The sequence below is a fragment of the Nonomuraea sp. NPDC059194 genome (assembly GCF_042754765.1).
Lineage (GTDB): Bacteria > Actinomycetota > Actinomycetes > Streptosporangiales > Streptosporangiaceae > Nonomuraea.
Genome location: NZ_JBHZBH010000004.1, coordinates 85,098 through 109,955, shown reverse-complemented (window position 1 = coordinate 109,955; position 24,858 = coordinate 85,098). Strand labels below are relative to the sequence as shown.

At 71.0% G+C, this 24,858-nt stretch carries 26 protein-coding genes; 12 read left to right on the top strand and 14 right to left on the bottom strand.

Annotated elements, in window-relative coordinates; all coding sequences use genetic code 11:
* The first annotated feature begins 17 nt into the window (after window positions 1-17).
* Both ACFXJ8_RS07750 and ACFXJ8_RS07745 read left to right on the top strand, forming a co-directional pair.
* Window positions 18-506, top strand: a complete 489-nt coding sequence (locus ACFXJ8_RS07750; RefSeq protein ID WP_379643037.1) for a hypothetical protein — start codon at window positions 18-20, stop codon at window positions 504-506.
* Window positions 507-597: 91 nt separating this feature from the next.
* The gene (locus ACFXJ8_RS07745; protein ID WP_379643036.1) at window positions 598-1,533 is read left to right on the top strand and encodes an Acg family FMN-binding oxidoreductase; all 936 of its coding nucleotides are present in this window, start codon (window positions 598-600) and stop codon (window positions 1,531-1,533) included.
* Between the two features lie 15 nt (window positions 1,534-1,548).
* Here the strand turns inward: ACFXJ8_RS07745 and ACFXJ8_RS07740 are convergent, their stop codons facing one another.
* Window positions 1,549-2,886, bottom strand: a complete 1,338-nt coding sequence (locus ACFXJ8_RS07740) for an MBL fold metallo-hydrolase RNA specificity domain-containing protein (protein ID WP_379643035.1) — start codon at window positions 2,884-2,886, stop codon at window positions 1,549-1,551.
* Window positions 2,887-2,982: 96 nt separating this feature from the next.
* Here ACFXJ8_RS07740 and ACFXJ8_RS07735 point away from each other — a divergent pair, with 96 nt between their 5' ends.
* On the top strand, window positions 2,983-3,252 hold the full coding sequence (locus ACFXJ8_RS07735) for a DUF1876 domain-containing protein (RefSeq protein WP_379643034.1): 270 nt from the start codon (window positions 2,983-2,985) through the stop codon (window positions 3,250-3,252).
* Window positions 3,253-3,269: 17 nt separating this feature from the next.
* Here ACFXJ8_RS07735 and ACFXJ8_RS07730 read toward each other — a convergent pair whose 3' ends face one another.
* Both ACFXJ8_RS07730 and ACFXJ8_RS07725 read right to left on the bottom strand, forming a co-directional pair.
* Window positions 3,270-4,115, bottom strand: a complete 846-nt coding sequence (locus ACFXJ8_RS07730; RefSeq protein WP_379643033.1) for a universal stress protein — start codon at window positions 4,113-4,115, stop codon at window positions 3,270-3,272.
* 84 nt (window positions 4,116-4,199) lie between these two features.
* Complete coding sequence (locus tag ACFXJ8_RS07725; protein WP_379643032.1) at window positions 4,200-4,631, bottom strand: pyridoxamine 5'-phosphate oxidase family protein; 432 nt, start codon at window positions 4,629-4,631, stop codon at window positions 4,200-4,202.
* Window positions 4,632-4,841: 210 nt separating this feature from the next.
* Here ACFXJ8_RS07725 and ACFXJ8_RS07720 point away from each other — a divergent pair, with 210 nt between their 5' ends.
* Window positions 4,842-5,549, top strand: a complete 708-nt coding sequence (locus ACFXJ8_RS07720; RefSeq protein WP_379643031.1) for a hypothetical protein — start codon at window positions 4,842-4,844, stop codon at window positions 5,547-5,549.
* 468 nt (window positions 5,550-6,017) lie between these two features.
* Here the strand turns inward: ACFXJ8_RS07720 and ACFXJ8_RS07715 are convergent, their stop codons facing one another.
* The gene (locus ACFXJ8_RS07715; protein WP_379643030.1) at window positions 6,018-6,731 is read right to left on the bottom strand and encodes a type 1 glutamine amidotransferase domain-containing protein; all 714 of its coding nucleotides are present in this window, start codon (window positions 6,729-6,731) and stop codon (window positions 6,018-6,020) included.
* Between the two features lie 861 nt (window positions 6,732-7,592).
* Here ACFXJ8_RS07715 and ACFXJ8_RS07710 point away from each other — a divergent pair.
* From ACFXJ8_RS07710 to ACFXJ8_RS07700, 3 genes are read left to right on the top strand one after another with little or no spacing between them, the layout of a single operon-like run.
* Window positions 7,593-8,348 (top strand): beta-phosphoglucomutase family hydrolase, encoded by a 756-nt coding sequence (locus tag ACFXJ8_RS07710; protein WP_379643029.1) that lies wholly within the window; start codon window positions 7,593-7,595, stop codon window positions 8,346-8,348.
* Complete coding sequence (locus ACFXJ8_RS07705; RefSeq protein WP_379643028.1) at window positions 8,345-10,738, top strand: glycoside hydrolase family 65 protein; 2,394 nt, start codon at window positions 8,345-8,347, stop codon at window positions 10,736-10,738. Before ACFXJ8_RS07710 ends, ACFXJ8_RS07705 begins: the two co-directional genes overlap by 4 nt.
* A 24-nt stretch (window positions 10,739-10,762) precedes the next feature.
* Window positions 10,763-11,113, top strand: a complete 351-nt coding sequence (locus ACFXJ8_RS07700) for an STAS domain-containing protein (RefSeq protein ID WP_379643027.1) — start codon at window positions 10,763-10,765, stop codon at window positions 11,111-11,113.
* 54 nt (window positions 11,114-11,167) lie between these two features.
* Here the strand turns inward: ACFXJ8_RS07700 and ACFXJ8_RS07695 are convergent, their stop codons facing one another.
* Window positions 11,168-11,509 (bottom strand): Lsr2 family protein, encoded by a 342-nt coding sequence (locus ACFXJ8_RS07695; protein WP_379643026.1) that lies wholly within the window; start codon window positions 11,507-11,509, stop codon window positions 11,168-11,170.
* A gap of 246 nt (window positions 11,510-11,755) precedes the next feature.
* Here ACFXJ8_RS07695 and ACFXJ8_RS07690 point away from each other — a divergent pair, with 246 nt between their 5' ends.
* Window positions 11,756-12,100: an isoamylase early set domain-containing protein gene (locus tag ACFXJ8_RS07690; protein ID WP_379643025.1), complete on the top strand. Its 345-nt coding sequence runs from the start codon at window positions 11,756-11,758 to the stop codon at window positions 12,098-12,100.
* Window positions 12,101-12,222: 122 nt separating this feature from the next.
* On the top strand, window positions 12,223-12,765 hold the full coding sequence (locus ACFXJ8_RS07685) for a hypothetical protein (protein WP_379643024.1): 543 nt from the start codon (window positions 12,223-12,225) through the stop codon (window positions 12,763-12,765).
* On the opposite strand, the gene ACFXJ8_RS07680 is transcribed toward ACFXJ8_RS07685, so the two are convergent.
* The 3 genes from ACFXJ8_RS07680 to ACFXJ8_RS07670 all read right to left on the bottom strand — a co-directional run bounded on the left by ACFXJ8_RS07680 (window position 12,701) and on the right by ACFXJ8_RS07670 (window position 15,044).
* Window positions 12,701-13,075 carry a hypothetical protein gene (locus ACFXJ8_RS07680; RefSeq protein ID WP_379643023.1) on the bottom strand — a complete coding sequence of 125 codons (375 nt, stop codon included), beginning with the start codon at window positions 13,073-13,075 and terminating at the stop codon, window positions 12,701-12,703. The genes ACFXJ8_RS07685 and ACFXJ8_RS07680 overlap by 65 nt on opposite strands.
* A 203-nt stretch (window positions 13,076-13,278) precedes the next feature.
* Window positions 13,279-13,674: an STAS domain-containing protein gene (locus tag ACFXJ8_RS07675; protein WP_379643022.1), complete on the bottom strand. Its 396-nt coding sequence runs from the start codon at window positions 13,672-13,674 to the stop codon at window positions 13,279-13,281.
* Window positions 13,675-13,793: 119 nt separating this feature from the next.
* Window positions 13,794-15,044, bottom strand: a complete 1,251-nt coding sequence (locus tag ACFXJ8_RS07670) for a hypothetical protein (protein ID WP_379643021.1) — start codon at window positions 15,042-15,044, stop codon at window positions 13,794-13,796.
* A 320-nt stretch (window positions 15,045-15,364) separates the two neighbouring features.
* Between ACFXJ8_RS07670 and ACFXJ8_RS07665 the strand changes: the two genes are divergently transcribed.
* Together ACFXJ8_RS07665 and ACFXJ8_RS07660 are read left to right on the top strand one after the other, a co-directional pair.
* Window positions 15,365-16,237 carry a hypothetical protein gene (locus ACFXJ8_RS07665; protein ID WP_379643020.1) on the top strand — a complete coding sequence of 291 codons (873 nt, stop codon included), beginning with the start codon at window positions 15,365-15,367 and terminating at the stop codon, window positions 16,235-16,237.
* Window positions 16,238-16,271: 34 nt separating this feature from the next.
* Window positions 16,272-16,730 (top strand): ArsR/SmtB family transcription factor, encoded by a 459-nt coding sequence (locus ACFXJ8_RS07660; RefSeq protein ID WP_379643019.1) that lies wholly within the window; start codon window positions 16,272-16,274, stop codon window positions 16,728-16,730.
* A gap of 12 nt (window positions 16,731-16,742) precedes the next feature.
* Here the strand turns inward: ACFXJ8_RS07660 and ACFXJ8_RS07655 are convergent, their stop codons facing one another.
* Window positions 16,743-17,447, bottom strand: coding sequence for a DivIVA domain-containing protein (locus ACFXJ8_RS07655; protein ID WP_379643018.1), 705 nt, complete (start codon window positions 17,445-17,447; stop codon window positions 16,743-16,745).
* A gap of 241 nt (window positions 17,448-17,688) precedes the next feature.
* Between ACFXJ8_RS07655 and ACFXJ8_RS07650 the strand changes: the two genes are divergently transcribed.
* On the top strand, window positions 17,689-18,888 hold the full coding sequence (locus tag ACFXJ8_RS07650) for an MFS transporter (protein WP_379643017.1): 1,200 nt from the start codon (window positions 17,689-17,691) through the stop codon (window positions 18,886-18,888).
* Between the two features lie 88 nt (window positions 18,889-18,976).
* Here ACFXJ8_RS07650 and ACFXJ8_RS07645 read toward each other — a convergent pair whose 3' ends face one another.
* The 5 genes from ACFXJ8_RS07645 to ACFXJ8_RS07625 all read right to left on the bottom strand — a co-directional run bounded on the left by ACFXJ8_RS07645 (window position 18,977) and on the right by ACFXJ8_RS07625 (window position 24,765).
* Window positions 18,977-19,489 carry a GNAT family N-acetyltransferase gene (locus ACFXJ8_RS07645; protein WP_379643016.1) on the bottom strand — a complete coding sequence of 171 codons (513 nt, stop codon included), beginning with the start codon at window positions 19,487-19,489 and terminating at the stop codon, window positions 18,977-18,979.
* A 250-nt stretch (window positions 19,490-19,739) separates the two neighbouring features.
* Window positions 19,740-22,016 (bottom strand): hypothetical protein, encoded by a 2,277-nt coding sequence (locus ACFXJ8_RS07640; protein ID WP_379643015.1) that lies wholly within the window; start codon window positions 22,014-22,016, stop codon window positions 19,740-19,742.
* Window positions 22,017-22,087: 71 nt separating this feature from the next.
* The gene (locus ACFXJ8_RS07635) at window positions 22,088-23,347 is read right to left on the bottom strand and encodes a glycosyltransferase (RefSeq protein ID WP_379643014.1); all 1,260 of its coding nucleotides are present in this window, start codon (window positions 23,345-23,347) and stop codon (window positions 22,088-22,090) included.
* A gap of 223 nt (window positions 23,348-23,570) precedes the next feature.
* The gene (locus ACFXJ8_RS07630; RefSeq protein WP_379643013.1) at window positions 23,571-24,320 is read right to left on the bottom strand and encodes a Mut7-C RNAse domain-containing protein; all 750 of its coding nucleotides are present in this window, start codon (window positions 24,318-24,320) and stop codon (window positions 23,571-23,573) included.
* Window positions 24,321-24,363: 43 nt separating this feature from the next.
* A complete protein-coding gene (locus ACFXJ8_RS07625) occupies window positions 24,364-24,765 on the bottom strand; it encodes a winged helix-turn-helix transcriptional regulator (protein ID WP_379643012.1) in 402 nt (133 codons plus the stop codon).
* Window positions 24,766-24,858: the final 93 nt, after the last annotated feature.

Here is a 24,858-nt window from a genome sequence, read left to right as displayed (position 1 = left end):
TGAGTAGGTCGAGACAGATGTCATGGAGTCAGTCGCGCCGCCGCCACCAACTGGTCCATGCCGTGCTGGCCGGCATCGCCGAGACAGGGCGGCCGATCGTTCCGGCCGAGCTCGCGGCGGAGGTCTCCGCCGAATTCGGCGGCTCCGAGGAGTTCCTGCGTGAGGTGCAGCGCCGCTGGTACCGGGCCTTCGACGCCCGGCTCGACGCCGTGCTCGAAGACCCGCCGCACGACCTGCGCGCCCCTCTCGTCCGGCTGTGGCACGAGCTCGCCGACGCCATGCCGGCCGCCAGGCTCCTGCTGGACGCGCACGCCGGCCACCCGGCTCTGGCCGAGCTGGACGCGCACCACCGTCGCACGCTGGACGCCGCGACCGGCGTCGACCTGGACGACCTGGACCTGACGCGGCCCGTGCCGCCACCCCGGCGTTCACCGGCCGCCCGCCGGTGTCCGACGCGCCTGCCGCTGTACGCGGCCTTTCGCCGACTCAGCTCGGGCAACCCCTGACGATGGGCCCTGAGGAGGGTGACTTTCGGCCCTGACCTGGGCGCCTGGCCGCGTGATGCGCTGGAGCCGACACCGCTGGGAGGTGATGGCCATGCAGGCCGAGGCGATCCGCGCGGCGCTGGAGGCCGCGACCTGGGCTCCGTCCGTGCACAACACGCAGCCGTGGACGTTCGCGGTCGCCGGTGAGGAGATCGGCGTCCGCGCCGACGCCGATCGCAAGCTGCGCGCGGGCGACCCCGAGGGCAGGGAGATGCTCATCGGCTGCGGCGCGGCGCTGTTCAACATCCGCACCGTGCTCCGGAGCAGAGGGCGGGCCCCCGTGACGCGGATCCTGCCCGACCCCGACAGGGCGAACCTGCTGGCGACCGTACGGCTCGGCGAGGTCGTGACACCGGACGAGACCACCCGCCTGCTCTGCGCCGAGATCGAGCGCAGGCGCACCCACCGCGCGGGATTCACCACCCTGCCCGTCCCCGGCAAGCTGGTCGAGGCCCTGGTACGGCAGGCGGCCGCCGAGAACGTCAAGCTGATGCCGATCGGCGACGAGCGGGCCGTCCGCGTGCTCGCCGCCGTCACGCAGGCCGCCCAGGCGGCGCGCGCCGAGGACGCCGAGGTGCGCAGGTGGGGGCGGGCGCCGGGCAGCCCGCGCAAGGACGGGGTTCCGGCGGACGCCTATCCGCACGAGCCCTCCGACACCGGCTTTCCCCAGCGGGACTACGCGTGGGGGATCGAGAGCGATCAGCCCGCGGCCACGGCGACGGGTGTGGTGGCGGTCATGACGACGCCCAGGGACTCCAGGCAGGAGTGGATCGCGACCGGCCAGGCCCTGCAGCGGGTCCTGCTCTACGCGTGCGCCTACGGGGTGAGCGCCGCCTTCCACACCCAGTCCCTGGAGCTGCCGCACCTGCGCGAGTTCCTGCGGGAAGAGGTGTGCTCGGGCGAGTACCCCCAGATGATCATGCGGCTCGGCTTCACCTTCGAGGCGAGCCGCGGCGTCCGCCGCCCGCTGTCGGAAGTTCTCGACTGACGGCCGGAAACCGGCTCAGAGCAGGACGCGTTCGTCCGGCCGTGGCACCACCGCGTGCCAGCCGAGCTGGTCGTGGATCCGGTCGCGCAGCGCCCGGGCGGCGTCGGGTTCGCCGTGGACCACGTAGGTCACCGCGGGCGGCCGGGCGGCGGTCGACAGCCAGGCGATGGTGTCGGCGGCGTCGGCGTGGGCCGACAAGCCCGGAAGGCTCACGATCTCGGCGCGAACGGGGACGTAGCGTCCGTGGATCTTGAGGGAGGTCGCGCCGTCCGCCAGGTCGCGGGCTCGGGTGCCGAGGGCGGCGAATCCGGCGATCAGCACCGTCATCCGCGGGTCGGGCAGCAGGTGGTGGAGGACCCGGCCGCCCGAGGCGGAGACGATGACGCACGGATGGTATTCCTCGGCCACTGTCAGCTCGCGCACCCAGCTCGGGTCGATGGTGTCGCGCGTCAGGCCGGGACGCAGCTCGGCCTCGCGCGCGGCGATGGCGTCGAGGTGGACGTTCCGGGCGGCCAGACCCATGGGGCTGTCCGCGTAGACGGGGATTTCGGGAATGCGGCCCGCCTGGCGGAGCTCGCGCAACCGGTAGACGATCACCTCGATCTGGTCGGCGGCGAGGGCGGGGATGAGCACGCGGCCGCCGCGATCGGCGGTCCTGGTGACGGCCTTCGCCAGGTCGTCGAGCGTGGCGTTGTCGTCGTGGCGGCGGTCGCCGTAGGTCGACTCGACGAGCAGGACGTCGGCTCCCGGCAGCGGCACCGGGGGCTGCAGCAGGGGATGAACGGATCTGCCCAGGTCGCCGCTGTGCACGATCGTCTTCCCCGCGTCCAGAACGAGCTGCGTCCACGACGAGCCGAGGATGTGTCCCGCCCTGTGCAGAGACAGCCGGGCGCCGTGTAGCCGGACGGGCGTGTCGTGCTCGACCGGGACCAGCCTGGCCAGCGCGCGGGTGACGTCCTCGTCGTCGTAGAGGGGCAGGGCGGGATCGTGGACGGACCAGCCGACGGCGTTGGCGTGGTCGGCCTCGTCCACCATGAGCCGGGCGTTTTCGCGCAGCGCGATCGCGGTCAGCTCGGCCGTGCGGGGCGTGGTGTGGACGGCGCCGCCGAAGCCCTGCCGTACCAGAACGGGCAGGTAGCCGCAGTGGTCGAGGTGGGCGTGGCTGAGCACGACGGCCGAGATGGTAGACGGCGGGATCGGAAAGGCCGCCCAGTTGCGGCGCCTCAGCTCGCGCGAGCCCTGGAACAGGCCGCACTCCAGCAGGATCCGCGTGTCGCCGGGCAGGTCGAGCAGGAACCTGCTGCCCGTGACCGTGCCGGCCCCGCCGAGGAACGTCAAGCTCGAAGAAGACATATCTCCAGCCTTCCCCCCTGGTGAACAGGCTCTCCATGCGAGTGAAATGGGAGGTGAGGCCCTACCGGGCGGCGTCGCGACACGAGGGGCATCGTCATGGAAGCCAAGAAGTGGACCGTGCAGATCTACATCACCGAGGACGGCGACGACACCTCGGCCAAGGCGGTCCTCACCACCAAGGACGGCACGCACCTGTCCGGAACCGGCAGTGCCCGCCGCAACCCCGCCGACCCCGCCGTCGCCGAGATCGGCGACGAGCTGGCCGCCTCCCGCGCACTGGCCGACCTCGCCGACCGGCTGGCGGTCGTCACCCAGCACGACATCGCTCGCTTCGTCGACACCCCGACGCCCAGCTGGTCCTGGTAGCCGCGCGCATCACAAGGTCAACGGCGGACCACGGCCACCGGGCAGTGAGCGTGGCAGAGCACGCCGTGGCTCACCGAGCCCAGCACCGCCGCGGCGAACTGGCCGCGCCCCCTGCTCCCGACGACGACCAGGGTCGCGTTCTTGGAGGCGTTGACCAGGGCGGCAGCCGGGTGGGCGCAGACGACGTCCTTGGTGAAGGACACCTCGGGGTGCTTGTCCCGCCAGGGCGCCAGCAGGTCGGCGACCAGTTCGGCCTGCTCCTGCTGGGCCGCGAGCGGGTCGAAACTCATGACGTGCGGCGGAACCTGCCACGCCCGCACCACGCGCAACGGCGCCTGGCGCAGGGCCGCCTCGGTGACGGCGTATTCGAGGGCGGCCTCGGAGTCGGCGGAGCCGTCCACCCCGACCACGATTTCCGCTTGAGCGGCGGCTCCCTGAGCGGCGGCTCCTTGAGCGGCCGCCGCCGGCCGTACGACGACGACCGGGCGGTGCACCCGGCCGGCGACGCCGAGGCTCACCGAGCCGAGCAGCGCGCTGGCGAACCCGCCGAGGCCACGGCTGCCGACCACGAGCTCGTCGGCGTTCTCGGCCAGCGCGCGCAGCTCGGTGGCGGGATGACCGGCCAGGAGCCGTACCGTGACCTCGACCGCGGGGCCGAGCTCCCGGGCGGAGCGCGCCGCCTCGGCCAGCAGCCGCTCGGCGACCTCTCTCGGCGGGTTGTACGGCACGTCGGCGCGGGCGGTTTCGAGCACGTGCGCGATCTGCAGCCGCGACCTCTTGAGCGCGGCGTCCTGCGCCGCCCACATGACGGCGCGGGTCGCCCCCGCCGAGCCGTCCGTCCCGACGACGATCACTGCGTTCATGGGCCGGCCTCCTTCGCCCCTCTGAGCGGCCTGAGCGGCATCGTCCGCTCAGGTCCCCTGCCCGGTGGCGCTCAGGAGGAACCGTTATGCGGGGGTCGCGGATTCGTGGGCAGCGATGATCCGCCGCCCGGACACCTGCTCGATCCGGATCACGATGTAGTGGCTCCTGTCACCGGGCGCCCAGGGTCGCAGCGGCAGCTCGGCGAGCCGGGCCCGCTCCGCCTCGTCCTGTACGGCCCGCGCCCGCCCGACCGCGGTCACCGACCAGCCGGTACGGGCAAGGGTGTCGAAGTCGTCGGCCTCGAAGGCCACCACGGCGTGCCTGGTGGCCGCGGCGAGCTTCGAGCCGGGGTTGGTCCTGATCACGATGTGCCCGTCGCGCAGGCAGAAGTTGACCGGCTGTACGGCGGGCAGCGCGTGGTCGGTGAAGACGATCCGGCCGATCTCCGCCGACGACAGCAACTCCAGGCACTCTGCCCGGGAGAGCACCTGAAGGCCGGAATCGTCCACACGCATACTGTCCAGTTTCTCCGGTCAGGTGGCGGCCGATGAAGGGACTAAAGTCCCGACCTGCCGGTCTTTCCGACCGGGGCCCGCCGCGCGCCCTTCGAGCGCCGCCCGAGGGGCGGGCAAAGCGTTCTTGGGCGAGGGCGGGCGAAAAATGGCTGACCGGTGCTTGAGGCTCATCCTGGGCCGGACGAATCATCGATATTGGGGGTGATTCTCATGGACATCAAGGAGAGTCACGAGCTTCGATGGGGCGGAATGGCCGGTATCGGCGCTCTCGTGGTGGGACTCATCGGGCGTCTGGTGATGGGCAACGCGCCGAGCATCAGCGACAGCACCACGACGATCGCCGGATACCTGGCCGCGTACCGAACCCAGATCCTGACCGCGGCGCTGCTGTTCGCCGTCGCCCTGATGCTGTTCCTGTGGTTCGGCGTCGCGCTGGCGACCGCCTTCCGGCGGGCCGACGAGAGCAGCGACACTCCCGCGCTGGTGCTGGCCGGGTTCGTGGTCGTCACCGTGATCGGGTTCATCGGGGTGGCGGTCTTCGCCGGGATGACCTACGCCATGGTGGCCAATCCGCCGCTGCTGGCGATCGCGGCCGGGCCGTACACGGCGCTGACGGTGATGGGCGGCATCGCCGGGGTCGCCATGGCCGCCACCTTCGCGGCCGTCGCCGCCGCGATCCTGCACACGAAGGTGTTCCCGAAGTGGATGGCCTGGTTCGCCATCGCGGTCGCCGCGATCAGGCTGCTGGCCGCCGCCATGGTGGGCAACACGGGCGGGGTGCTGGCGCCGGACGGCCCGCTGGTGGTGATCCTTCCTGGGCTGCTGACAGCGGCGTGGGTGCTGGTCGCGAGCTGGCTGCTCATCCGCGAGCACCTGCCCCTGCCCTCCGCCGGCGCCAAGCCCGTGATGGGCCACTGAACCCAGGCACGCCTCCGGCCACGCGGGGGAGGGCCGAGCCGAATGGCCGCTGATTGGGGTGAAGCCGCATGTCCTGACCCGCAAGACCCTCGGGGGCATCCAGACCGATCTCCTAACCCGGTACTCACCGCTCCCGAGGACGCCCCCATGCACGACACCGAGCCCCGCCCCCGCTGCTGCACCTCAGACCGGGGCAGTGGGAGCTAGCCTGGCCAGGCCGTGCAGCGGAGCCGGGTCGCCGTGCAGATAGGCGTCCGCAGCCGCAGTAGCCTCCCGCCCGAACACCGGCTCAGAGAGCGAGCCCGAGAGCGATCATCGCGACAATCGTGGGCCATTGGAGATGCCCAGGCAGGTGCAGAGCCAGGAACCACGAGCGCGTGACCCAGGCCGAGGTCGGATTGCGGCCAACGCCGCCGAGGCTGCGAGGAGCAGGACGATGTGCGCCCGCAGTGAGGCGCCTCTCTTGGTCTATGCCGCGGCGGTGAGCCGCTTGACCACCGCTTCGGCGACGGCTCTGGCGCTGCCCGGGTTCTGTCCCGTGATCAGACGTTCGTCCTCGACCACGTACGGCTCGAACGGCTTGTCGGCCGTGCTGTAATTGGCCCCGAGCTTCTTCAGCTCCTCTTGAAGGTTGTAGGGGACGGCATCCGCCCTGTTTGCCAACTCTTCTTCCGGCCACGAGAATCCGGTGACCCGTTTTCCCTTAACCAGAGGGTCGCCGTTTTCGAGTGTCACCTTAAGGAGACCTGTACCGCCATGACAGACGGTTGAGACAATTCTGCCGCTCTCATAGAATTGTGCCATCAGATCCTCCAGATCCCCGCTCTGCGGGAAGTCGAACATGACCCCGTGGCCCCCGGTGAGATAGATGGCGTCGTAGTCCTCGAGATTCACCTCTGAGATCTTCTTGGTTTCCTCGAGGAGGTCCATGAACTTTCTGTCCCTGTAGCGCTTCTCGGTGCCAAGCTCTGCTAGGACCTCGTGAGACAGGCTCTCCGGGTCCAGCGGGATCTTCCCGCCGAGCGGGCTTGCGATGTCCATTGACAGTCCCGCCTGCTCGGCGACGTCCCAGAAGTGGGTGAGCTCGCCAAGCCACAGGCCCGTCCTCATGCCGACCTTCTCATATTCGCCGACGTTGGTGACGATAATCAGAATCTTCTTTGTCGCGGCCATGATGACCATCCCCCGATTTTCGTGAAGTGCGTTTCCCCTCTTCGGACGATATGCCTCGGGGGTTGAGATTTGAATACCAACCGCGATTCGTCCACTTGCTCCGCCAGGTTGTACAGCCGAGCCTGTTCGACCGTGGCGTCCCACTCCCGCTGGGTCTCCAATACGCACGGTCCAGCCTCGATCTCATGAGAGCCAACGGGTCGCCGTTCGGCAGACTCGGGACAGGTAGCCACCGGCAGGTGAGCACCCCCTCGATCTGGACCGAGAGTCCCGACGAAAGACCGTGCCCCTGCCCGGTAACCGGGTGAGTTGATCGCTGAGGCCAAGCAGCAGGCGAAGGAGACGACGGCCGCCACAAAGGCTGCCACCGCCGCTGTTCCCGCCCAGGCCGACGACCGTCCCGGAAACGGCTGCGCGCCACCGTCGAGCGGATGCACCCCGGCGACACCCTGGTCATCGACAAACCCGACCGCGGCGCCCGCAGCGTGAAGGAGCTGCTGGTCCGCCAAGCACCTCGGCGTCGGCCGCTCCACCCTGTACCGGGCGCTGGAGTCCCACGGCGAACCGCACCTCCCGCCCCATCCGGCACCGAGATCGGCCAGGTCCCTCCCATCGAGCCCTCCGCCGCACCCGCGGCAGGAGACATGACGGCCGCCGAGAGGGCTGCTGTCGAAGCCGCTTCCGCATCCAGGCGGCATTCTCCCGGCGACGCGACCGGAGGCAACCGACGCGGGAGTCACCCTGACGGCGAGCTGATTTCGTGCCCTTCCTTTACCTCGGCGACGGGTCGGCCAGGTGGGCCGGTGCGACTTGCCGGGCACGTCTCCCAAGGGGGCCGACCGTAGGGAATGCCTACCGTGGGGGGATGACGTGAAAGGGAGCGACCTTGGACTGCCCGACGGGGTGAGCGCGTGCCTGTTCGACCTGGACGGCGTGCTCACCCAGACGGCGACCGTGCACGCCGCCGCGTGGAAGGAGATGTTCGACGGCTACCTGCGGGAGCGGGCCAGGTCGCTCGGCGAGCCGTACGTCCCGTTCGACCCCGAGGCCGACTACGACACCTACGTCGACGGCAAGCCCCGCGCCGACGGCACGCGGTCGTTCCTCGCCTCCCGCGGCATCGACCTGCCGGAGGGAAGGCCCGACGACCCGCCCGACGCCGAGACCGTGCACGGCCTGGGCAACAGGAAGAACGAGATCGTGCTGCGCCTGATGAAACAGGACGGCGTGCGGCCATACGACGGTTCGGTGCGCTACGTCCAGGCGGTGCGGGAGGCGGGGCTGCGCCGCGCGGTGGTCTCCTCCAGCGCCAACTGCCGCGACGTGCTCGCCGCGGCCGGCATCGAGGACCTGTTCGAGGTGCGCATCGACGGCCGCACCATCGAGCGGGAGCAGCTGGCGGGCAAGCCCGCGCCCGACACCTACCTGGCCGCCGCCCGCGCTCTTGGGATGGACGCGACCGCGTGCGCGGTGTTCGAGGACGCCCTCGCCGGAGTCGCGGCGGGCAGGGCCGGCGGGTTCGGGTTCGTGGTCGGCGTCGACAGGGTCGGGCAGGCCGCCGAGCTCAGCGCGCACGGCGCCGACGTCGTCGTGACGGACCTGGCCCAGCTCCTGGAGCAGCGATGATCAGCCACCCGGCGTTCCCTGTCGAGCCGTGGCGGCTGCGCGCCACCCACCTCGACCTGGACGTGCTGCCCCAGTACGAGTCGCTCTTCGCGCTGTCCAACGGCCATATCGGCTGGCGGGGCAACCTCGAGGAGGGCGAGCCGCACGGCCTGCCAGGCTCCTACCTCAACGGCGTCTACGAGTTGCGGCCGCTGCCGTACGCGGAGGCCGGCTACGGCTATCCGCAGTCCGGCCAGACCCTCATCAACGTGACGAACGGCAAGCTGATCCGCTTGCTCGTCGACGACGAGCCGTTCGACGTCCGCTACGGAGAGCTGCGCTCGCACGAGCTCGAACTCGACCTGCGCGCCGGGGTGCTGCGCCGCCGCGCCGAATGGGCCTCCCCGGCCGACGACGTGGTGCGCGTCTCCACCACCAGGCTGGTGTCCTTCACGCAGCGCTCCGTCGCGGCGATCTGCTACGAGGTGGAGTCGCTGGCGGGCCCGGTGCGGCTGGTGGTGCAGTCGGAACTCGTCGCCAACGAGCCGCTTCCGCTGCCCGGCGGCGATCCCCGGGTCGCCGCCGTCCTGGAGGCCCCGCTGCTCGGGCTGGAGCACGCGGCCAAGGACACCCGTGCCGGGCTGGTGCATCGTACCCAGCGCAGCGGCCTGTGCGTCGCCGTGGGGATGGACCACGTCATCGGGGGTGTACCGGGCGTCCAGGTGAGCGCCGAGAGCATGCCGGACCTCGGGCGGGTGACGGTGACGGCGTCCCTGCAGCCGGGCCAGCGGCTGCGGTTGATCAAGTTCGTGGCGTACGGCTGGTCGGGGTCGCGCTCGCGGCCGGCCGTACGCGATCAGGCCGCCGCCGCCCTCACCGGCGCGGCACAGACCGGATGGGACGGCCTGCTGGCCGAGCAGCGCGCCTACCTCGACACGTTCTGGGCGAACGCGGACGTGCAGGTCGACGGCGACGCCGAGATCCAGCAGGCGGTGCGCTTCTCGCTGTTCCACGTGTTGCAGGCAGGGGCGCGGGCCGAGGGCAGGGCGATCCCGGCCAAGGGCCTGACCGGTCCTGGCTACGACGGGCACTGCTTCTGGGACACCGAGGCGTACGTGCTGCCCCTGCTCACCCAGGTCGTACCCGACGCCGCCGCGCACGCCCTGCGCTGGCGGCACTCCACGCTGCCGCTGGCCGTGGAACGGGCGAGCCAGCTGGGCCTGCGTGGGGCGTGCTTCCCGTGGCGGACGATCGACGGCCAGGAGTGCTCGGGCTACTGGCCGGCCGGCACCGCGGCCTTCCACGTCAACGCCGACATCGCCGACGCGGTCATCCGCCACGGCAACTGCACGGGGGACGAAGACTTCGAGCGCGGAGTCGGGCTGGAACTGCTGGCCCAGACCGCGCGCCTGTGGCGGTCACTGGGACACCACGACGCGCAGGGCCGCTTCCACATCGACGGGGTCACCGGCCCCGACGAGTACAGCGCCATCGCCGACGACAACGTCTACACCAACCTGATGGCCCAGCAGAACCTGGTCGCCGCAGCCGACACCGCGGGCCGCCACCCCGACCGCGCCCGCGAACTGGGCATCGACGACGAGGAGATGGCCGGCTGGCGCGAGGCCGCGGAGACGATGCACATCCCCTACGACGAGACGCTGGGCGTTCACCCCCAGGCGGCCGGGTTCACCGGGCACGAGGAGTGGGACTTCGAGGCCACCACCGACGAGCAGTACCCGCTGCTGCTGCACTTCCCCTACTTCGACCTCTATCGCAAGCAGGTGGTCAAGCAGGCCGACCTGGTCCTGGCCATGTTCCGGCGCGGGGACGCCTTCACCGCCGAGCAGAAGGCCCGCAACTTCGCCTACTACGAACGGCTCACCGTCCGCGACTCCTCGCTGTCGGCCAGCGCCCAGGCGGTGCTCGCCGCCGAGGTCGGGCAGCTGCGGCTGGCCTACGACTACGTGGCAGAGGCCGTGCTCATGGATCTCGACGACCTGGAGCACAACACCGGCGACGGCCTCCACATCGCCTCGCTGGCCGGGAGCTGGATGGCCCTGGTCAACGGCCTGGCCGGGATGCGCCGCCGCGAAGGCAAGCTGACCTTCGCCCCGAGGCTGCCCGACGGGCTGACCCGGCTCGCCTTCAGCCTCCTGATGCGCGGCAGCAGGCTGGGAGTGCAGGTGGACGCGGCCACCGCCACCTACACGCTGATCGACGGCGACCCGCTCCCCGTCGTTCACCACGGCAAGCCGATCACCGTCACCCGCGGCAGCCCGATCGCCTGCCCGATCCCCGCCGTGCCGCCGCCCGGCCCCGCGCCGCGGCAACCGCGCGGACGCGAACCCTCACGGCGCCGCCTGAGACCGGCCGAGGGTGATCCGTCCCCGAGCACAGGGACAGGTTGACGATCACACGGCTATGGTTGCTGCATGCCGTCTCTGATGCTCACCTGCCGGCACCGTCCGGGTGTCGCGTTGATCAGTGTGACCGGGGAGATCGACACGACCACCAGCGGCCAACTGGACGCCTACATCCAGCAGGCCCGCCGGCAACCGGGCGACCACCTGGTGTTCGACCTGGCCGAGATGCCCTTCATGGACAGCACCGGCCTGCGGGTGCTGCTCAACACCTACACCTTCACCAGCCGGCACGGCGGCACCGTGCGGCTGGTGGCCCTGCAACCGGCTCCTTCACGCATTCTTCAGATCACCGGGGTCGACTCCCACCTACCCGTCCACGCCACCGTCGCCGACGCGCTGGCCGCCCTGCAGATCGAGTAGTCGCGCATTCTCATATCGCTTTACCGGACGATTTCGCGAGATATTCCGCGGGATTCAGTGGGCGGCTTCGTACTGCTCGACAATCGCGGAGGAGATCCGGCCCCGCTCGCTTACCTGGAGCCCTTGGGCTTTGGCCCACTGGCGAATCTCGGCGCTCTTCTCGCGGCTCATCGTGGCGCCACCGCGGGTGCCGCCGCGTCCGGCGCGCACGCCCCTGGGCTGGACGACCTTCCTGGCCTTGATGATGAACGGAGCCAGCGCCGCGTGCAGCTTGTCGGCGTTGGTCGCCGAGAGGTCGATCTCGTACTGCTCGCCGTCAAGGGCGAACTTGGTCGTCTTGTCGGCGGCGCTGCCGTCGAGGTCGTCGACGAAAGTCTCCACAATCTGCTTAGCCATGATCACTCTCTCACGTCTTTATGTGAAGACGAGCCCAGCTCGGGTCTTCTTGCGTCAACTATGGGGCGCGGCGGTAGGCACACAGGCCACCTGTGCGCGCGTTGCATGAACCTTATACCTGACGGAGGGCGTCCCTGGCGCGGTCAAAAGGCGGTCATGTACGGCGTGGCTCAGCGGCCGGGTACGCGGCCCGCAGGTAGGACGGCAGAAAGGATCGCCAGTCATCACTGCATGCAGGGGGATAAGATGATCTCGCGCAGTAAGCCGGACAAGCGGGCCATGGTCACGCTCACCTTCACCTTGCCCGCCGAAGTCAGCGGGCCCATCTCGGTCGTCGGCGACTTCAACGACTGGGACCCCTACGCCCACCCGATGACCGTCGGCGACGACGGCAGGCACAGCGTCGCCGTCCAGGTGCCGCAGGGGCTCAGCTTCGCCTTCCGCTACCTGCGTGACGGGGGCTTCTGGTTCGACGATCCGCAGGCCGACGCGTACGACCCCCGGGGCGGCATCCTGCACGTCCCCGCGGCGACGTCCGGCCGTTCCGCCACCGGCAGCGACAAGCAGGCCGCCGAGCCGGTTTCGGCATAGCAGCCGCCCGACCCGCTGACCGGTTCGCCGCCGCCCCGCCTTCCCGTGACCGACCCAGGACAGGGGCGGCGGTCGGCGAACCCGCTCGTTTCGTCCCGCCTCCAGCGGGCAGGCGGGCTGGCATGCTTCGCCAACTGGTCAGAGGGGCGTTCGCCGGGGTGACGGCCACCACGGCGATGAGCGCGGTCATGCTCGCCGGAGACAAGGCCGGGCTGATGGGGGACCAGCCGCCCAAGCACGTCGTCCGCGGCCTGCTGCCCGGCCATCCCGGCCGGGCGAAGACGGGGGAGAAACCGCTGGCGGTGCTGGCGCACTACGCCTTCGGGGCCGGCGCGGGGGCGCTGCTCGGGCTGGTGACCCGCGGGCGCGGGACGGCGTGGCCGGTCGGGGCCGCGTACGGCCTGGCGATCTGGCTGGCCGGCTACGAGGGATGGGTGCCCACCCTGACGGCGATGCCGCCCGCGCACCGCGACCAGCCCGGCAGACCTCTGGTGATGGCGCTCGGCCACGTGGTGTTCGGCTCGGTGCTCGCCCACTCGCTGCGCCGCAGGGCACAGGCCGAGGTCGGAAAGGCCCTCCAGGACGTCGCGGAGCCGGCGATCACGGCGCGCGGTCGAACAACTGCAGTATCTGCTGCAGGTGGTCACGGTAGGCGCACAAGGTAGTGCGCAGGCGCTCGGTGTCCTTGTCGTCCCGCCAATCGTCGCGCAGGTCGGCCAGGGTGCCGAACAGCAGCGAACACGCCGAGCCCGTCACCTCGTCGAGCAGCGTGTCCGCCCGTTCCAGCGCTCCGCGCGGGTCCTCCATGAAGAAGGCCTGCACATCCCGCCAGCGTTCCTGGATGCCGTCGAAGTAGCTGTCCAGCGGGCACGGCGAGGCCGCCGTTCCGTCCGGCGGCGCCTCCCTGGCCCTGGGCAGGCCCTCCACCGCATAGTCGTCGGAGATCACGGCCGAGCGCTGAACGTGCACGGTCACGTCGGGGCGAGTGTCCACCTCGGTCACTTCCTCGGACGCACGCGACCCGCTGGCGCGTACGACATGCGGCACAGGCCGCTGCTATCGCGACCTCTTCCTGCGGGAGCCACGCTGGTCGGCCCATGCCCCTGGCCAGGCAAAACGAAACCGCCGGATCGCCAAAAGAGCGGCGACGGAGGGAAAGGGTTTCTTTGACCGGCCCGTCACGCCGACGAGGCGCCCTCACTGCCGGCGCCGGTCCTGGAGGCCCGGATCTGCGCGTTCAGCACCGCGGCGATGGCCTGCTCGACGCTGGCGTGCACCGGCAACTGGGTGTCGACCTGGGTGATCTCCATGATGCGCCGGGGCTCGGAGCGCAGCGCGGCCAGCTGTACCGTGCCGTCGTGCCGCCTGGTGAAGCGGGCGGCGTCGAGGAGCACCTGAAGGCCGACGCTGGCGATGAAGGTCATCTCGGCGAGGTCGAAGACCAGGTGGTCACTCGGATGCAGGCGGGCTTCGCGGATGAAGGTCTCGAGCTCGTCCGCCGTCGCGATGTCGATCTCACCGGCGATCGCGACCACGGTGATGCCAGGCAGGTGTTGGCAGGAAAGGTGCAGCATTCCCATCGCCTCCAGCAACGCCAGACGCGGAATCGGCCAGCTGGGTGTGATACAGCTCACATCAGACTAGCGAGATGTCGGTCGTGGGGCTATAGGGGAAAACCCTGAGCCGCCCCGGATCAACCGAGGCGGGCGATGACGGCGCGGCGCCAGAAGCCGCCGTCCGCCGACAGCTGTCCGACGGCCCAGACCGTCCCGCCGCGCGGCGCGCCCGCCAGCGCCTCCAGATCGAAGAACTGCGAGCGCCTCAGCCCTGGTACGGCAAGCAGGCGAGCCGGGCGAATCCGCCGGCCGGCGGCGTCCAGGCGCCAGGTGTCGCGGAAGCCGGGACTCCCGGTCGCGAGCAGGATCCCGCCTGATCCGTCTCCGGCGAGCTCGGGACAGCAGTAGCGCGAGCTGGGGGCCGCGTGCTTGGTCCACCGGGCGCCGTCCCAGTGCAGCAGGATCGCCGGCGGGTCGTCCGGCTCGTTGTCCACCTCGCCGTGGTTGAAGGTGTGCGTGCCCGTGGCCCACACGTCGTCGCCGGACAGCGCGACCACCCCGTCCAGCCCGGCGCTGCCCTCTGGAGGCTTCGGCTCGGCGAACGCGTAGGCCGGCGTGGGCACCAGCCGCCAGGCCCGGCCGTCCCAGTGCATCGCGGCGGGCTGGCTCAGCTCGTCGTCCGATATCGCCGGTCCCGAGTGTCGCGCGCCCACGGCCCACAGATCCCCTGGCCCGGTGCCGCTGAGCGACTCGGCGTCCGCCGGGAGCCGTACCGTGCGCCAGGCTCGCCCGTCCCAGTGCCTGGCGTAGGGCTGTTCGACGCCGTGGACGGTCCACGCGTCGTCGCGGCCGAGCACCTCGAAGTCGGCGACATTCCCGGTGTCGAGCTCGGCCGCGATCGGCTGCCAGTGCGAGCCGTCCCATCTGAAGGCCGTCATCCTGTCGATCTGCCCGTCGCCGCCGACCCGGGGCACGAGCAGCCAGACGTTGTCCGGCGCCGACGCGGCCACGTGCACCTTCATCCCTGACGGTACCTCGCCCACGCCCGCTGGAGGCTCGACCTGCCGCCAGCCGCTGCCGTCGTGGCGCAGCAGCAGGATCTTCCCGCCCGCGCTGCCGACAGCCCACGCCTGTCGCGGCCCCGCGGCGGCGACATCCAGCAGCTCGGAGTCCGGCTGCTCGCTGATGTAGGCGTACCGCCAGCCGGAGCCGGCCGTAGGAGTGACAACGGGTCCTGGTATGGGCGTCTCCTCGGCAGGGGACGTGGGGCTCTCCACCGGCGTGGATGCACTCCTGAAAGCCGGGGTGGCAGCCTGTCCATCGGTCGTGGGCGCGCACCCCGCCATGGCCACGGCGAGGGCGACGAGCGGGACGCCGATCAGCCTCATCCCCGACATGCTAGAGCCTGTCGTTCGGGTACGGCGGAGCGATGGCGGTCCCCGCCTCCCGGCCCGCTTCTCAGGTGGTGGGCGAGCAGCAGCCGTCGGAGCAGGTGGCAGCTCGATCCTTTGAACCCTCAACATGTGAACATCTGCTCAGGCATGGCACAGAGCGTGATACCCGCAGGTGAGAGCGTCAACCGGGGCGGGTTTCTTTGCCAGGGCAGACGTTTGCGCCCCCTTTGCTTCCGGCATAACCACGTCGCGATGAGTAGTCGATCGAACACGTAGCGCAGCCGCCGGCGGCGGCCCGTCGAAAGGGAGCCACAGTGCGGTCATCAGGGATGCAACTGGCAGGGACACCACTGGAGGGCGGGCAGCCCTCGACCGCCTCATGGGTCGCCGTGGGGCTGATCTGTGCGGCCACGCTCGCCGGAGCGTGGCTGGCCAGGCGCGAGTCCGAACGCGTGTCGGTCTGGCTGGCGATCGCGTCCGCGGTCATGCTGGTGGTCGCGGTCGCGGACATGCTGCCCGACGCCTGGCACGACGCGGTGGAGACCGGCATGCCGCTGTGGGTGGTGGCCGTCGCGGTGGTCACCGGCTTCCTGGTCGTCACCTACTTCACGCGCAAGGGCTGCGGGTGCGCGGCCGACACCGCCAGGCGGGCGGCCGGACTGCACGCTCCCGGGCTCCACCGGAAGGTGAAGGAGGCGGCGGGAGCCGCCCTGTTCGGCGGCATGGGCACCGCGGCGGCGCTGACCACGCATCGTGCCATCGAGGGCGCGACGCTGGCGCTGACCGTGTCCGCGGTGGTCGTGGCCGCCCTGATGATCCACTCGACCAGCGAGGGCCTCGCGCTCACTGCCCTGCTGGACATGGCCAGGCAGCGACTGGCGCCGTGGCTGGTGGTCGCGTGCCTCAGCCCCGCGCTCGGCGTCCTGGCCGCGGCCTACAGCCCGCTCCCGCCGACCGTGGTGCCGGTGCTGCTGGGAGTGGTCACCGGCGTTCTCCTGCGGACCGCGATCGTGGGCATGCGACTGGCGGCGAGCAAGCAGCAGAACGGCGCGCTGCCGAGAAGGTACGTCGTGGCCGCCGCGGTCGTCGCGGTCGTCGTCGGCGCGACGCTGGTGGTCGCCCACTGGGCCGGTGAGGAGGCCGAGCCGGCCGCCGCCACCCACTCCTCGGACGCGAACAGGTCTTGACCATCCGGGCCCTGACTCGCTTATGGTCCCTCGTATGAAGAGCTCTTCAACTGGCCAGGTGACCGACATCGAGAGCTGCGCGGCCAAGGTGGTCGACCCCGACAGGGTCGCGGCCGTGCGCTCTCGCATGCCGGCCGAGTCCGATCTCGGCGACACCGCGGACGTCTTCGGGCTGCTGTCGGACCCCGGGCGGCTGCGGCTGCTGCTGGCCCTGCTCGAAGGAGAGCTCTGCGTGTGCGACCTGGCCGTGGTCAGCGGGCTCAGCGAGTCCGCGGCCTCGCACGCGCTCCGCCTGCTGCGGGCGCACCGGGTCGTCGCGGTACGGCGAGCCGGCCGCATGGCGTACTACCGGCTCGACGACGCGCACGTCCGCATGCTGCTCGACCTGGCCGTGGCGCACACCGAGCACACCGAGGCCATCCATCCGGAACGGCGGGGGACGGAAACGAAAGCGGAGGCCAGCCCTCCTGAGAGGAGCCAGACCTCCGGCTGATCGTGACGCGAGTCAGACGTCCTCGCCCACCGGTCGCGGCGAACGGAACGGCGGGTGGCCGGTGTGGCTGTCTGCCCCCGGCTGGTGCGCCCCTGGCTGGGGTGGCCCCGGTTGATGTGCCCGTGCGTGCTGCTGCACCAGCGCGACATCCCGCGCCGTCATCGCGCGCGGCAGGGTGGCCGCTTCGCCGCGATCGGGCTCGAATTCGTCGAGCAGGCCGCGCAACTCGCCGACCGGCATCTGCAGGATGTTCCTGACGCGGTTGCGCGACCTCTGGAGGTTTTCGGCCGCCTCCCGGTTCATCTGGGCTGCCTCACCCAGCAGGGTGTCGGCCTGGGCCCGCGCCTCGGCGAGGATCTGTTCGGCCATTCCGCGGGCGTCGGACAGCGCCTGGTCGGCGGCCTCCTGGGCGACCGCCACGATGCGCGCGGCGCTGTCGCCGACGGCGGCCGAGCCGGGACGGATGGCCTGCGCCGCGGCCAGCTGCGCGCTCAGCTCGGTGTTCTCGCGCAGGATGGTGTTGATGGTGACCTCGACCTGTCCGAGGAAGGCGTCGACCTCGGCCAGGTCGTAGCCCTCGCGGAAGCGGACCGTCGTGAAGACCTGGTGGTGGACCTCGGCGGGCGTCAGGAGAGCGCCCCCGCGACGGTAGAGGGTCGGATGGAGATGCGTGGTCGCGCCACCGGCGTGATCGTGCCCTTCGTGTCCTTCGCACATGGCCCCTTCACCAGCCCTTCGTTCGTTCGTCCGGCCCGCGGCCGGCAGCACGCCTGAACAGATGCTCAGGTATGGCCTCTCACCCCTGGTGAATCCCCAAGCGCACCTGACCCAAAACTGAAAGACGACGGAGAGTAATGATGTTGTCACTCTCCGGGTTGCTGGAAAACAAGTGGATTCCGGATGGAAGAGTTGTCAACCTTGTGTTGACGTTTTCGGCCCGCTCGAAAGGCCCCACCGCGTGTCGTTATGGCGCAACAGGAACTTCTCCCTCTTTCTGGTGATCCAGGCCCTGTCGGTCGCCGGCGACTCCTTCTCTTTGATCGCCATCCCGTTGCTGGTGCTGCGCGAGACCGGCTCGGTCGTGCAGATGGGCCTGATGACCGGGCTGTCCGGAGTGGCCTCGCTGGTGGCGGGCGCGTTCGCCGGGCTCGCCGCCGACCGCCTGGACCGGCGGCGGCTGCTGATCGCCTGTGACGTCGCCAGGGCCGCCCTCTACGCGCTCGTTCCCCTGGCGTGGATCTTCTCGCCGCAGATCTGGCTGCTGTACGTGGTCGTTCCGCTGGGCGCGGCCCTCGGGATGGTCTTCCAGGTCACCTACGTCACCGTGGTCCCGCGCCTGGTCGACAAGGAGCGGCTCACCGAGGCCAACGGCCGCCTGTACGCCGTCTACGCCGCCGCGAGCGTCGGTGGCCCCGCGCTGGCCGGGCTGGCCTCCCAGCGTTACGGCCCGACCGTCGCGCTCGGCATCGACGCGGCGAGCTTCGCGATCTCGGCCCTGGGCCTGTGCCTGGTACGGCTGCGCCCGGCCGAGGCGCCGGCCGGCAAGCGCGGCGGCTTCCTCGACGGGGCCAGGTTCCTGTGGCGGCACCCGGTGCTGCGCTGGCTGACGATCCTGCTGACGTTCTTCATCTTCCTCACCGCGGGGCTGGACGACATCGTCATCTACTACCTGAAGCACGACCTCGGCCAGAACGACGACGCCGTGGGTGTCGTGCTCGCCTGCGGGGCGGTCGGATCGCTCGCCGGGGCCGCGGTGGTGGCCCGGGTCAGGGGACGGCTCGGCTTCGGCCCGACCTGGATAGCCGCGGTCGCCGTCTCCGGTACGGCTGTCGCCTGCCTGGGCCTGGCCCCGCAGGTGCCGGGCATCGCGGCGATCATGGCGGGCTTCCTGCTCGGCTCCGCGATCGCCGGGATCTGCTCCCAGACGCTCCGCCAGGAGATCACCCCCGACCACCTGCTCGGCCGGGTCACCTCGGCGTTCTGGACGATCCACTTCGCGCTGGGCCCCCTCGGGGCGGCCCTGCTCACATTGGCGGCCTCCCGCTACGGCGCGCCGGAGATCGCGCTGGCCGCCGGTGCCGCCATCGTGGGAACGGCCCTGGTGGGAATGCTGACCCCGGTCAGAAGCCCCCACCCCGAGCCCGACCCTTCGACATGACCCCGATGAGCTGACCGGCACCGCGTGGTCCGTGCGAGAAGCGGTCCGTGCGGGAGCACCAGGTGTCCCCGCACGGACCGCGTTGGTGCTAGACGCCGAAGGCCGCCGGGTAGCGGATGGTGCCGGTGGGGATCGGGCGTGCCGGATCGAAGGCGAGCGCCATCATGTACTGGTCCTCGACGTCGAAGGGCGGGCGGATGCCGTACCCGGAGGCCGGGGTGAAACCGAAGCGGGGGTAGTACTCGGCGTGGCCGAGGACGAGCACGAGGTTCTCGCCCTGCTCCCGGGCGGCTCGCAGCGCGGCGCGGATGGCCGCCGAGCCCGCGCCCTGCCGTTGGCTGCCGGGCAGTACCGCGCACGGGCCCAGGGCGAGCGCGGGGGAGTCGTCGACGTGGCACCGGGTGAGCAGCGCGTAACCGGCGATGCCGCCGTCCCGGGTCTCGGCGACCCAGGACAGGCCGGGCAGCCAGGCCGACGGGTCGGCACGCAGTGCCTCGATCAGGTCGGCCTCGAGGGAGGTGGGGAAGGCGGCGAGGTTGACCTCGCGGATCGCGACGAGATCGGCGTCGGTCTCGGGACGGGTGATCCAGGTGGTGGTCATTGCGGTGGTCGGGTCCGTTTCTGTGCTTGGCCGCGGTCGAACTCCCGACGACAACGCAGGCGTCGCCTCACCTCATGAGCCGCCAGGCTCACGGCGAGGGAAGGGAGTGGGTCAGACCGGGGCCCGGGATGTGAGGATGGTCCGGGCGCTGCGCATGGCAGCGATCTTCACCGCGGTCATCAACCTCACCTCCCCTTCATCCAGCAGTTAGACACCGACGGCCAACACGATAGCACTCTGATGGGCGCGCTCAGGGGGTGAGCTCGTAGACGGCGAACTGGCCGCTCACGTAGCGGAGCGTGGCGTACGCGTCGAGGTAGGGCGCGACCGGCGCCTTCCGCCCGCGATCGGCCATCAGCCAGCGCACGCCGTACCGGTCCTTGAGAGAGGCCACCGTCTGCGCGGAGGGCGCGGTGAAGACGGCGTCGTTGGCGGCCAGCAGCGCGCCGTCCCAGAACGGGCGCCCGGCCATGGACTGCCGGTTGACGTCCTCCAGGGAGGCCAGGTTCCTCGCGGTGTACGCCCAGCCTTCGACCAGGACGCGCCGCTCGGCGTAGGCCGAGATCCAGAAGTGCCTGCTCTCGCACCTGCGGGAGTCGAAACGGCAGTGCGCGTTGGTCGCCACGACGTCGCCGGGGTCGGAGTGGTCGCGCAGCCAGCGCGCGGCTTCGATGCCTCCGTCGGCGATCTCCTGCCCCGTGGGGACCTCCGACGGCGTCAACGCCTTGGTCACCGACAGGATCGCCGTCGGCGCCGAGAGCCCCGTGACCAGCAGCAGGACCGCCGCCCGCCGCCAGGGAAAGCGCCACAGCGCCAGGGCCACGACGACCACGACCAGCCCCAGCGCGGCGAAGGGCAGGATGAAGGCCTGGCTGAATCCAGCCGCGCCGAGTTCGGCTAGCTGCGGCGGGGACGGGTCCGCAACCGCCCTGAACAGGAGCACGATGGCCGTACCCGCGGCGAGGGCCGTCACGGCCAGCACGGGGCGCAGCCGCCGGGGCACCGGGTCGAGCGCGGCGGCCAGTCCGGCGACGGCGACGATCCACAGGTACGGCCGGCCCCCCGAGAGGAAGTAGAGCTGGCTCATCCCCGGATGTCCGAGGAACAGCACCGCGGCGAGGGAGGCGATGCCGAGGCCGAGGAACAGCGTCAGCCCGCGGTCCCTGCCCGAGCCGGGATGGCGCCGGGGCCCGAACGCCCCCGCCCACAGCGCCGCCCACGCCAGCGCGAAGGCCGCCGAGACGGCGACCAGGGCAAGCGGAAGATCGTCGATGACGGCCTTCGTCGGCCATGACCCCACCTGCCTGATGGCCGTGGAGAACGGCCACAGCCGCATGCCCTGCGAAGCCCCGCCGAAGACGACGAACTGGGCGAACGCCAGCGTCGCGAGCGTGAGGGCGCCGAGCAGCAGCAGGTTCCTGTCCAGCCGCCGTGACCGCACCAGGTCCACCACGACGAGCAGGCCGATGCCCGCCAGCAGCAGAGGGAGGTAGGTCGCCTTCGCCCCGGACAGCGCCACGAGCAGCACGGCCACCGGAACGAAGAGCAGCCTCTTGCGGCCTCTCTCGCGCAGCAGGCCGAGCACCAGCAGGGCGAGGGCGGCGAAGAGGGCGGAGCCGAAGACCTGCGTGGGGCTCAGCCACGCCCACGCGTTCAGCGGGCCGTAACCGAAGGTGTCCGTCACCCACGCGTACGGGTTCGGCGGTGTGAGCAGATAGGTCGCGGCGATCGCGATCGCCCCCGGCAGCCAGGAGCGGGTGATCATGAAAGCGGCCGCGGGGACGAGCACCACGAAGATCGCCAGCATCGGCAGCATCGCCAGCCGGTACAGCAGCGTCTGGGCCTCGATGCCGGTCGCCCAGCTCGTGGCGGCCATGTCCGCGTAGACGAACCAGTGGTAGGACAGCGGCTCGCCCGCGACGTGGGGCACGGTCGGCGGCATGTGGTTCTTCAGCTCGCCGACGAGCGAGATGTGGAACGGCATGTCGACGTAGGGGACCGCGTTCCCCGGCCAGGTCAGGCCGTGGCGGCGGAAGAAGGTGAGGCCGCTGGAGACGGCCACGTAGCAGAACACGACGCTGAGCGCGCAGCCGTACCGGAAGGGGATGCGGGGCCGCTCGACGGCGCGCCAGTGCCGGCGCAGGCGCGGGACCGCGACGAAGGCCAGGACGACCAGCACGGGTCCGAGCACGGACAGGCGGGGCTGGCCCGCGGCCCTGGCCGCCATGTAGGTGAAGATCTCCAGGGCGTACCCCAGAGCGGTCCCGGCGGCCAGGTCGACCGCCGTCGGCAGCGACAGGCGGGTCAGCGCGCGCCAGAGCAGGGTCCCGGGGAGGGTGAGGGCGAGCAGGACGTAGGCCGCGAAGACGACGATGTCCTTCGCCGGGGTGTCGCAGGCCACGAGCGTCCCGGCGGTCACCAGCAGGGCGACCACGCCCGGGACCGCTCCCAGCCACCGCCGTCCGGGCCAGGGTCTGGACGGCCCGCTCGGCGCGGTCCTCGCGCCCTCGGCGATCGCTGTCGTCATCGCGTCGTCTCCTCAGTCGTCAGTGGCGGCCTGCGTCGGGAACCTCGGCCCGCACAGGAACCCTCGGCGGCCTATGCCGTGAACGTCGGCTCGGTGGATCGGAACACCCAGCGGTCGAGGGCGACGAACCGGAACACCGTCACCGCCAGATAGGCGACGAGCAGGGTGACGACCTCCAGGCCGCGCCCGTGCTCCGGCAGGGCGTCGACGGCCGCCGTCACGGCGACCGTGGTCACCAGGTAGTTCAGGGCGAACAGCAGGCCGGCCCGGAAATGGGCCCGCAACGGCGGACCGCCGTGACGCCGGAAGGTCCAGCGCCGGTTGGCCTCGGTGTTGAACAGCGTGGCCACGCAGAGGGCGGCGAAGTTGGCCACCGCCGGAGACCAGGCCGAACGCAGCAGCAGGTAGAGCAGCGTGTGCAGCACCGTGCTGGCCACGCCGACCACCGCGAACGACAGGAGCTTGGCCAGCAGCGGGTTGCGCGGCTCGGCGATCGTGGCCTGCGGGTGCAGCGGAGTCAGCTCGGAACGTCTGGGCACGGGCACCCGGGCCGCTCCTGTGGACATCGCCCAGGCCATCCGGCCCAGCCCGCGGATGTCGTCCCAGGCGGTACGGCAGACCTTGACCCGCGTGTCCACGTCCTCGTACCAGTCGACGGGGGTCTCGTGGATGCGCAGCCCGTTGAACTCGGCGAGCAGCAGCAGCTCCGTGTCGAAGAACCACCTGTCGTCGGAGATCTTGTCCAGGATCGGCCGGACCAGGTCGGCGCGGACGGCCTTGAAACCGCACTGCGCGTCGCTGAACCCGGCCCCGAAGCCGATCCTGATCATCAGGTTGTAGACGCGCGAGACGATCTCCCGCTTGGCGCTGCGGTGGACCCGGGCCGAGCGCGCCAGCCGCGTCCCGATCGCGACCTCGGAGTGCCCGCTGATCAGCGGGGCCACCAGCGGCAGGAACGCGTCCAGGTCGGTGGACAGGTCCACGTCCATGTAGGCGACGATGGCGGCCGGGCTCTCCCGCCAGGTCTGCTTCAGCGCCGCCCCGCGGCCCCTGATGTCCAGGCGGCGCGCGAACACGTCCTCGTAGGTCTCGCTGAGCTCCTGCGCGATGGCCCAGGTCCGGTCGGTGCTGCCGTTGTCGGCGATCGTGATCCGCCATGGCAGGGGGAAGGACGCCGACAGGAAGGCGTGAAGTGTCTTGACGCAGCCGGGCAGCGCCAGTTCCTCGTTCAGCACCGGGATGACGACGTCCACGACCGGTTGCCGCGTGCCGTCCGGTGTGAGCTCGGGCCGGAGCGCCGACGTCGTCCGGGTGGCGGCACCGGGCGCCATCACCGCTCCCCCCGGCTCGCTCCGGCGTGCCCGATCTTCACATCACGCATGAATTCACCCGTCCGTTCACCGCGCATGACCATGCCGGCCCGGGGTAACCCCGCAGCCCAGAGACGATCGTCTTGCCCGGGGGCAGGCGAATCGGTGCGATTCATCGTTCGACGACCGTGCCCTTGCCGATCCTTTGCACAGCGCAGACCCGGCTCACGGACGTGGGTCTCGGCTACCCGCCGGAGACGGCACCCCTCGCCGTGCGCACGATCTCCTCGAGATGGTCGCTGTGGGCGCCGTGCCAGTAGACCTGCCCGCACTCGCCGCACTGGCCGTAGGTGTCGTAGCTGCGCCGGGTGCCCGCTTCGAGCAGCGGCTCGACCTTCTCCTTGCCGACGGTGACCAGCTCGCCGTTGCACGCCGTGCAGCGCGTCCACGGCCGCAGCGGCGGCGCGAACCGGTCGAGCAGGTCGCGCAGCTGTTCGTCGGCGCGCGAGCCCCGCACGTACGCGCCCAGCCACAACGCGCGCCGCCGCAGCAGCCCGCGATCCTGCGTCAGCAGCACCCGCCGCTCCTCGTTCGCCTGGACGACGAGCGAGGGGTCGTCCATGTCGTTGTGGTAGGCGGTGTCGATGCCCAGCAGCCGCAGCCGCCGGGCCAGCGTGCCCAGGTGCACGTCGAGCAGGAACCGCGGCCCCTCGGGCAGCCGCTGCGGGCGCGGCACCGGCGGCACCTCGACCACGTCGCCCGCGGCCGGCTGGTACGACGGCTCGACCCCGCTGTGGCCGACCTTCATCGGCCCGACCTCGGTCAACGGGATGCCGAGCGACTCGACCAGGTGCCCGAGCGTGGACGTGCCGTCGAGCGGCACCTGCTGCCATTCCCGGCGACGGGCCACCGGCAGGAACATTCTCAGTTCCGCGGCGATGCGGAAACGTACGGACACGTTGTCAGCATGCCATCGCGGCCGACGGGCGCGCATGCCCGTTTCCGCCCCGCGTGTGGGGTACGGCCAAGCGCCCGCCCTAGCCCGCCGCGTCGTAGTGTTCGCGGGCCGCGTTGACCTGCTCGATGTGGCTCTCCGCCCAGTCCTTCACCGCGGAGAGCAGGCGGCTCAGGCTGCGCCCCAGGTCCGTGAGCTCATAGTCCACGCGCACGGGCACGGACGCCGTCACCGTGCGGGCCACGATGCCGTCCCGCTCGAGGGAGCGCAGCGTCTGGGTGAGCATCTTCTGGCTCACGCCCGGGATGCGGCGGCCCAGCTCGCTGTAGCGCATCGGGCTCTGCTCGCGCAGCGCGCTCACGACCAGGCTCACCCACTTGTCGCTGATCCGGTCGAGCAGCCGGCTGGTCGGGCAGTCCTTGAGGAACGCGTCGTAGGCCAGGCGCTCCTCTGCTCGGCGCTCGGCGGCGGTCAGGGTCGCCATGGCTCACCTCCGGGTCGGGTACGCACTTCGAGGTACGTACTTCCCGAGAGAGAGTAACACTCCCTAGGGTTGCCGACAGCGGAAAGACTGACA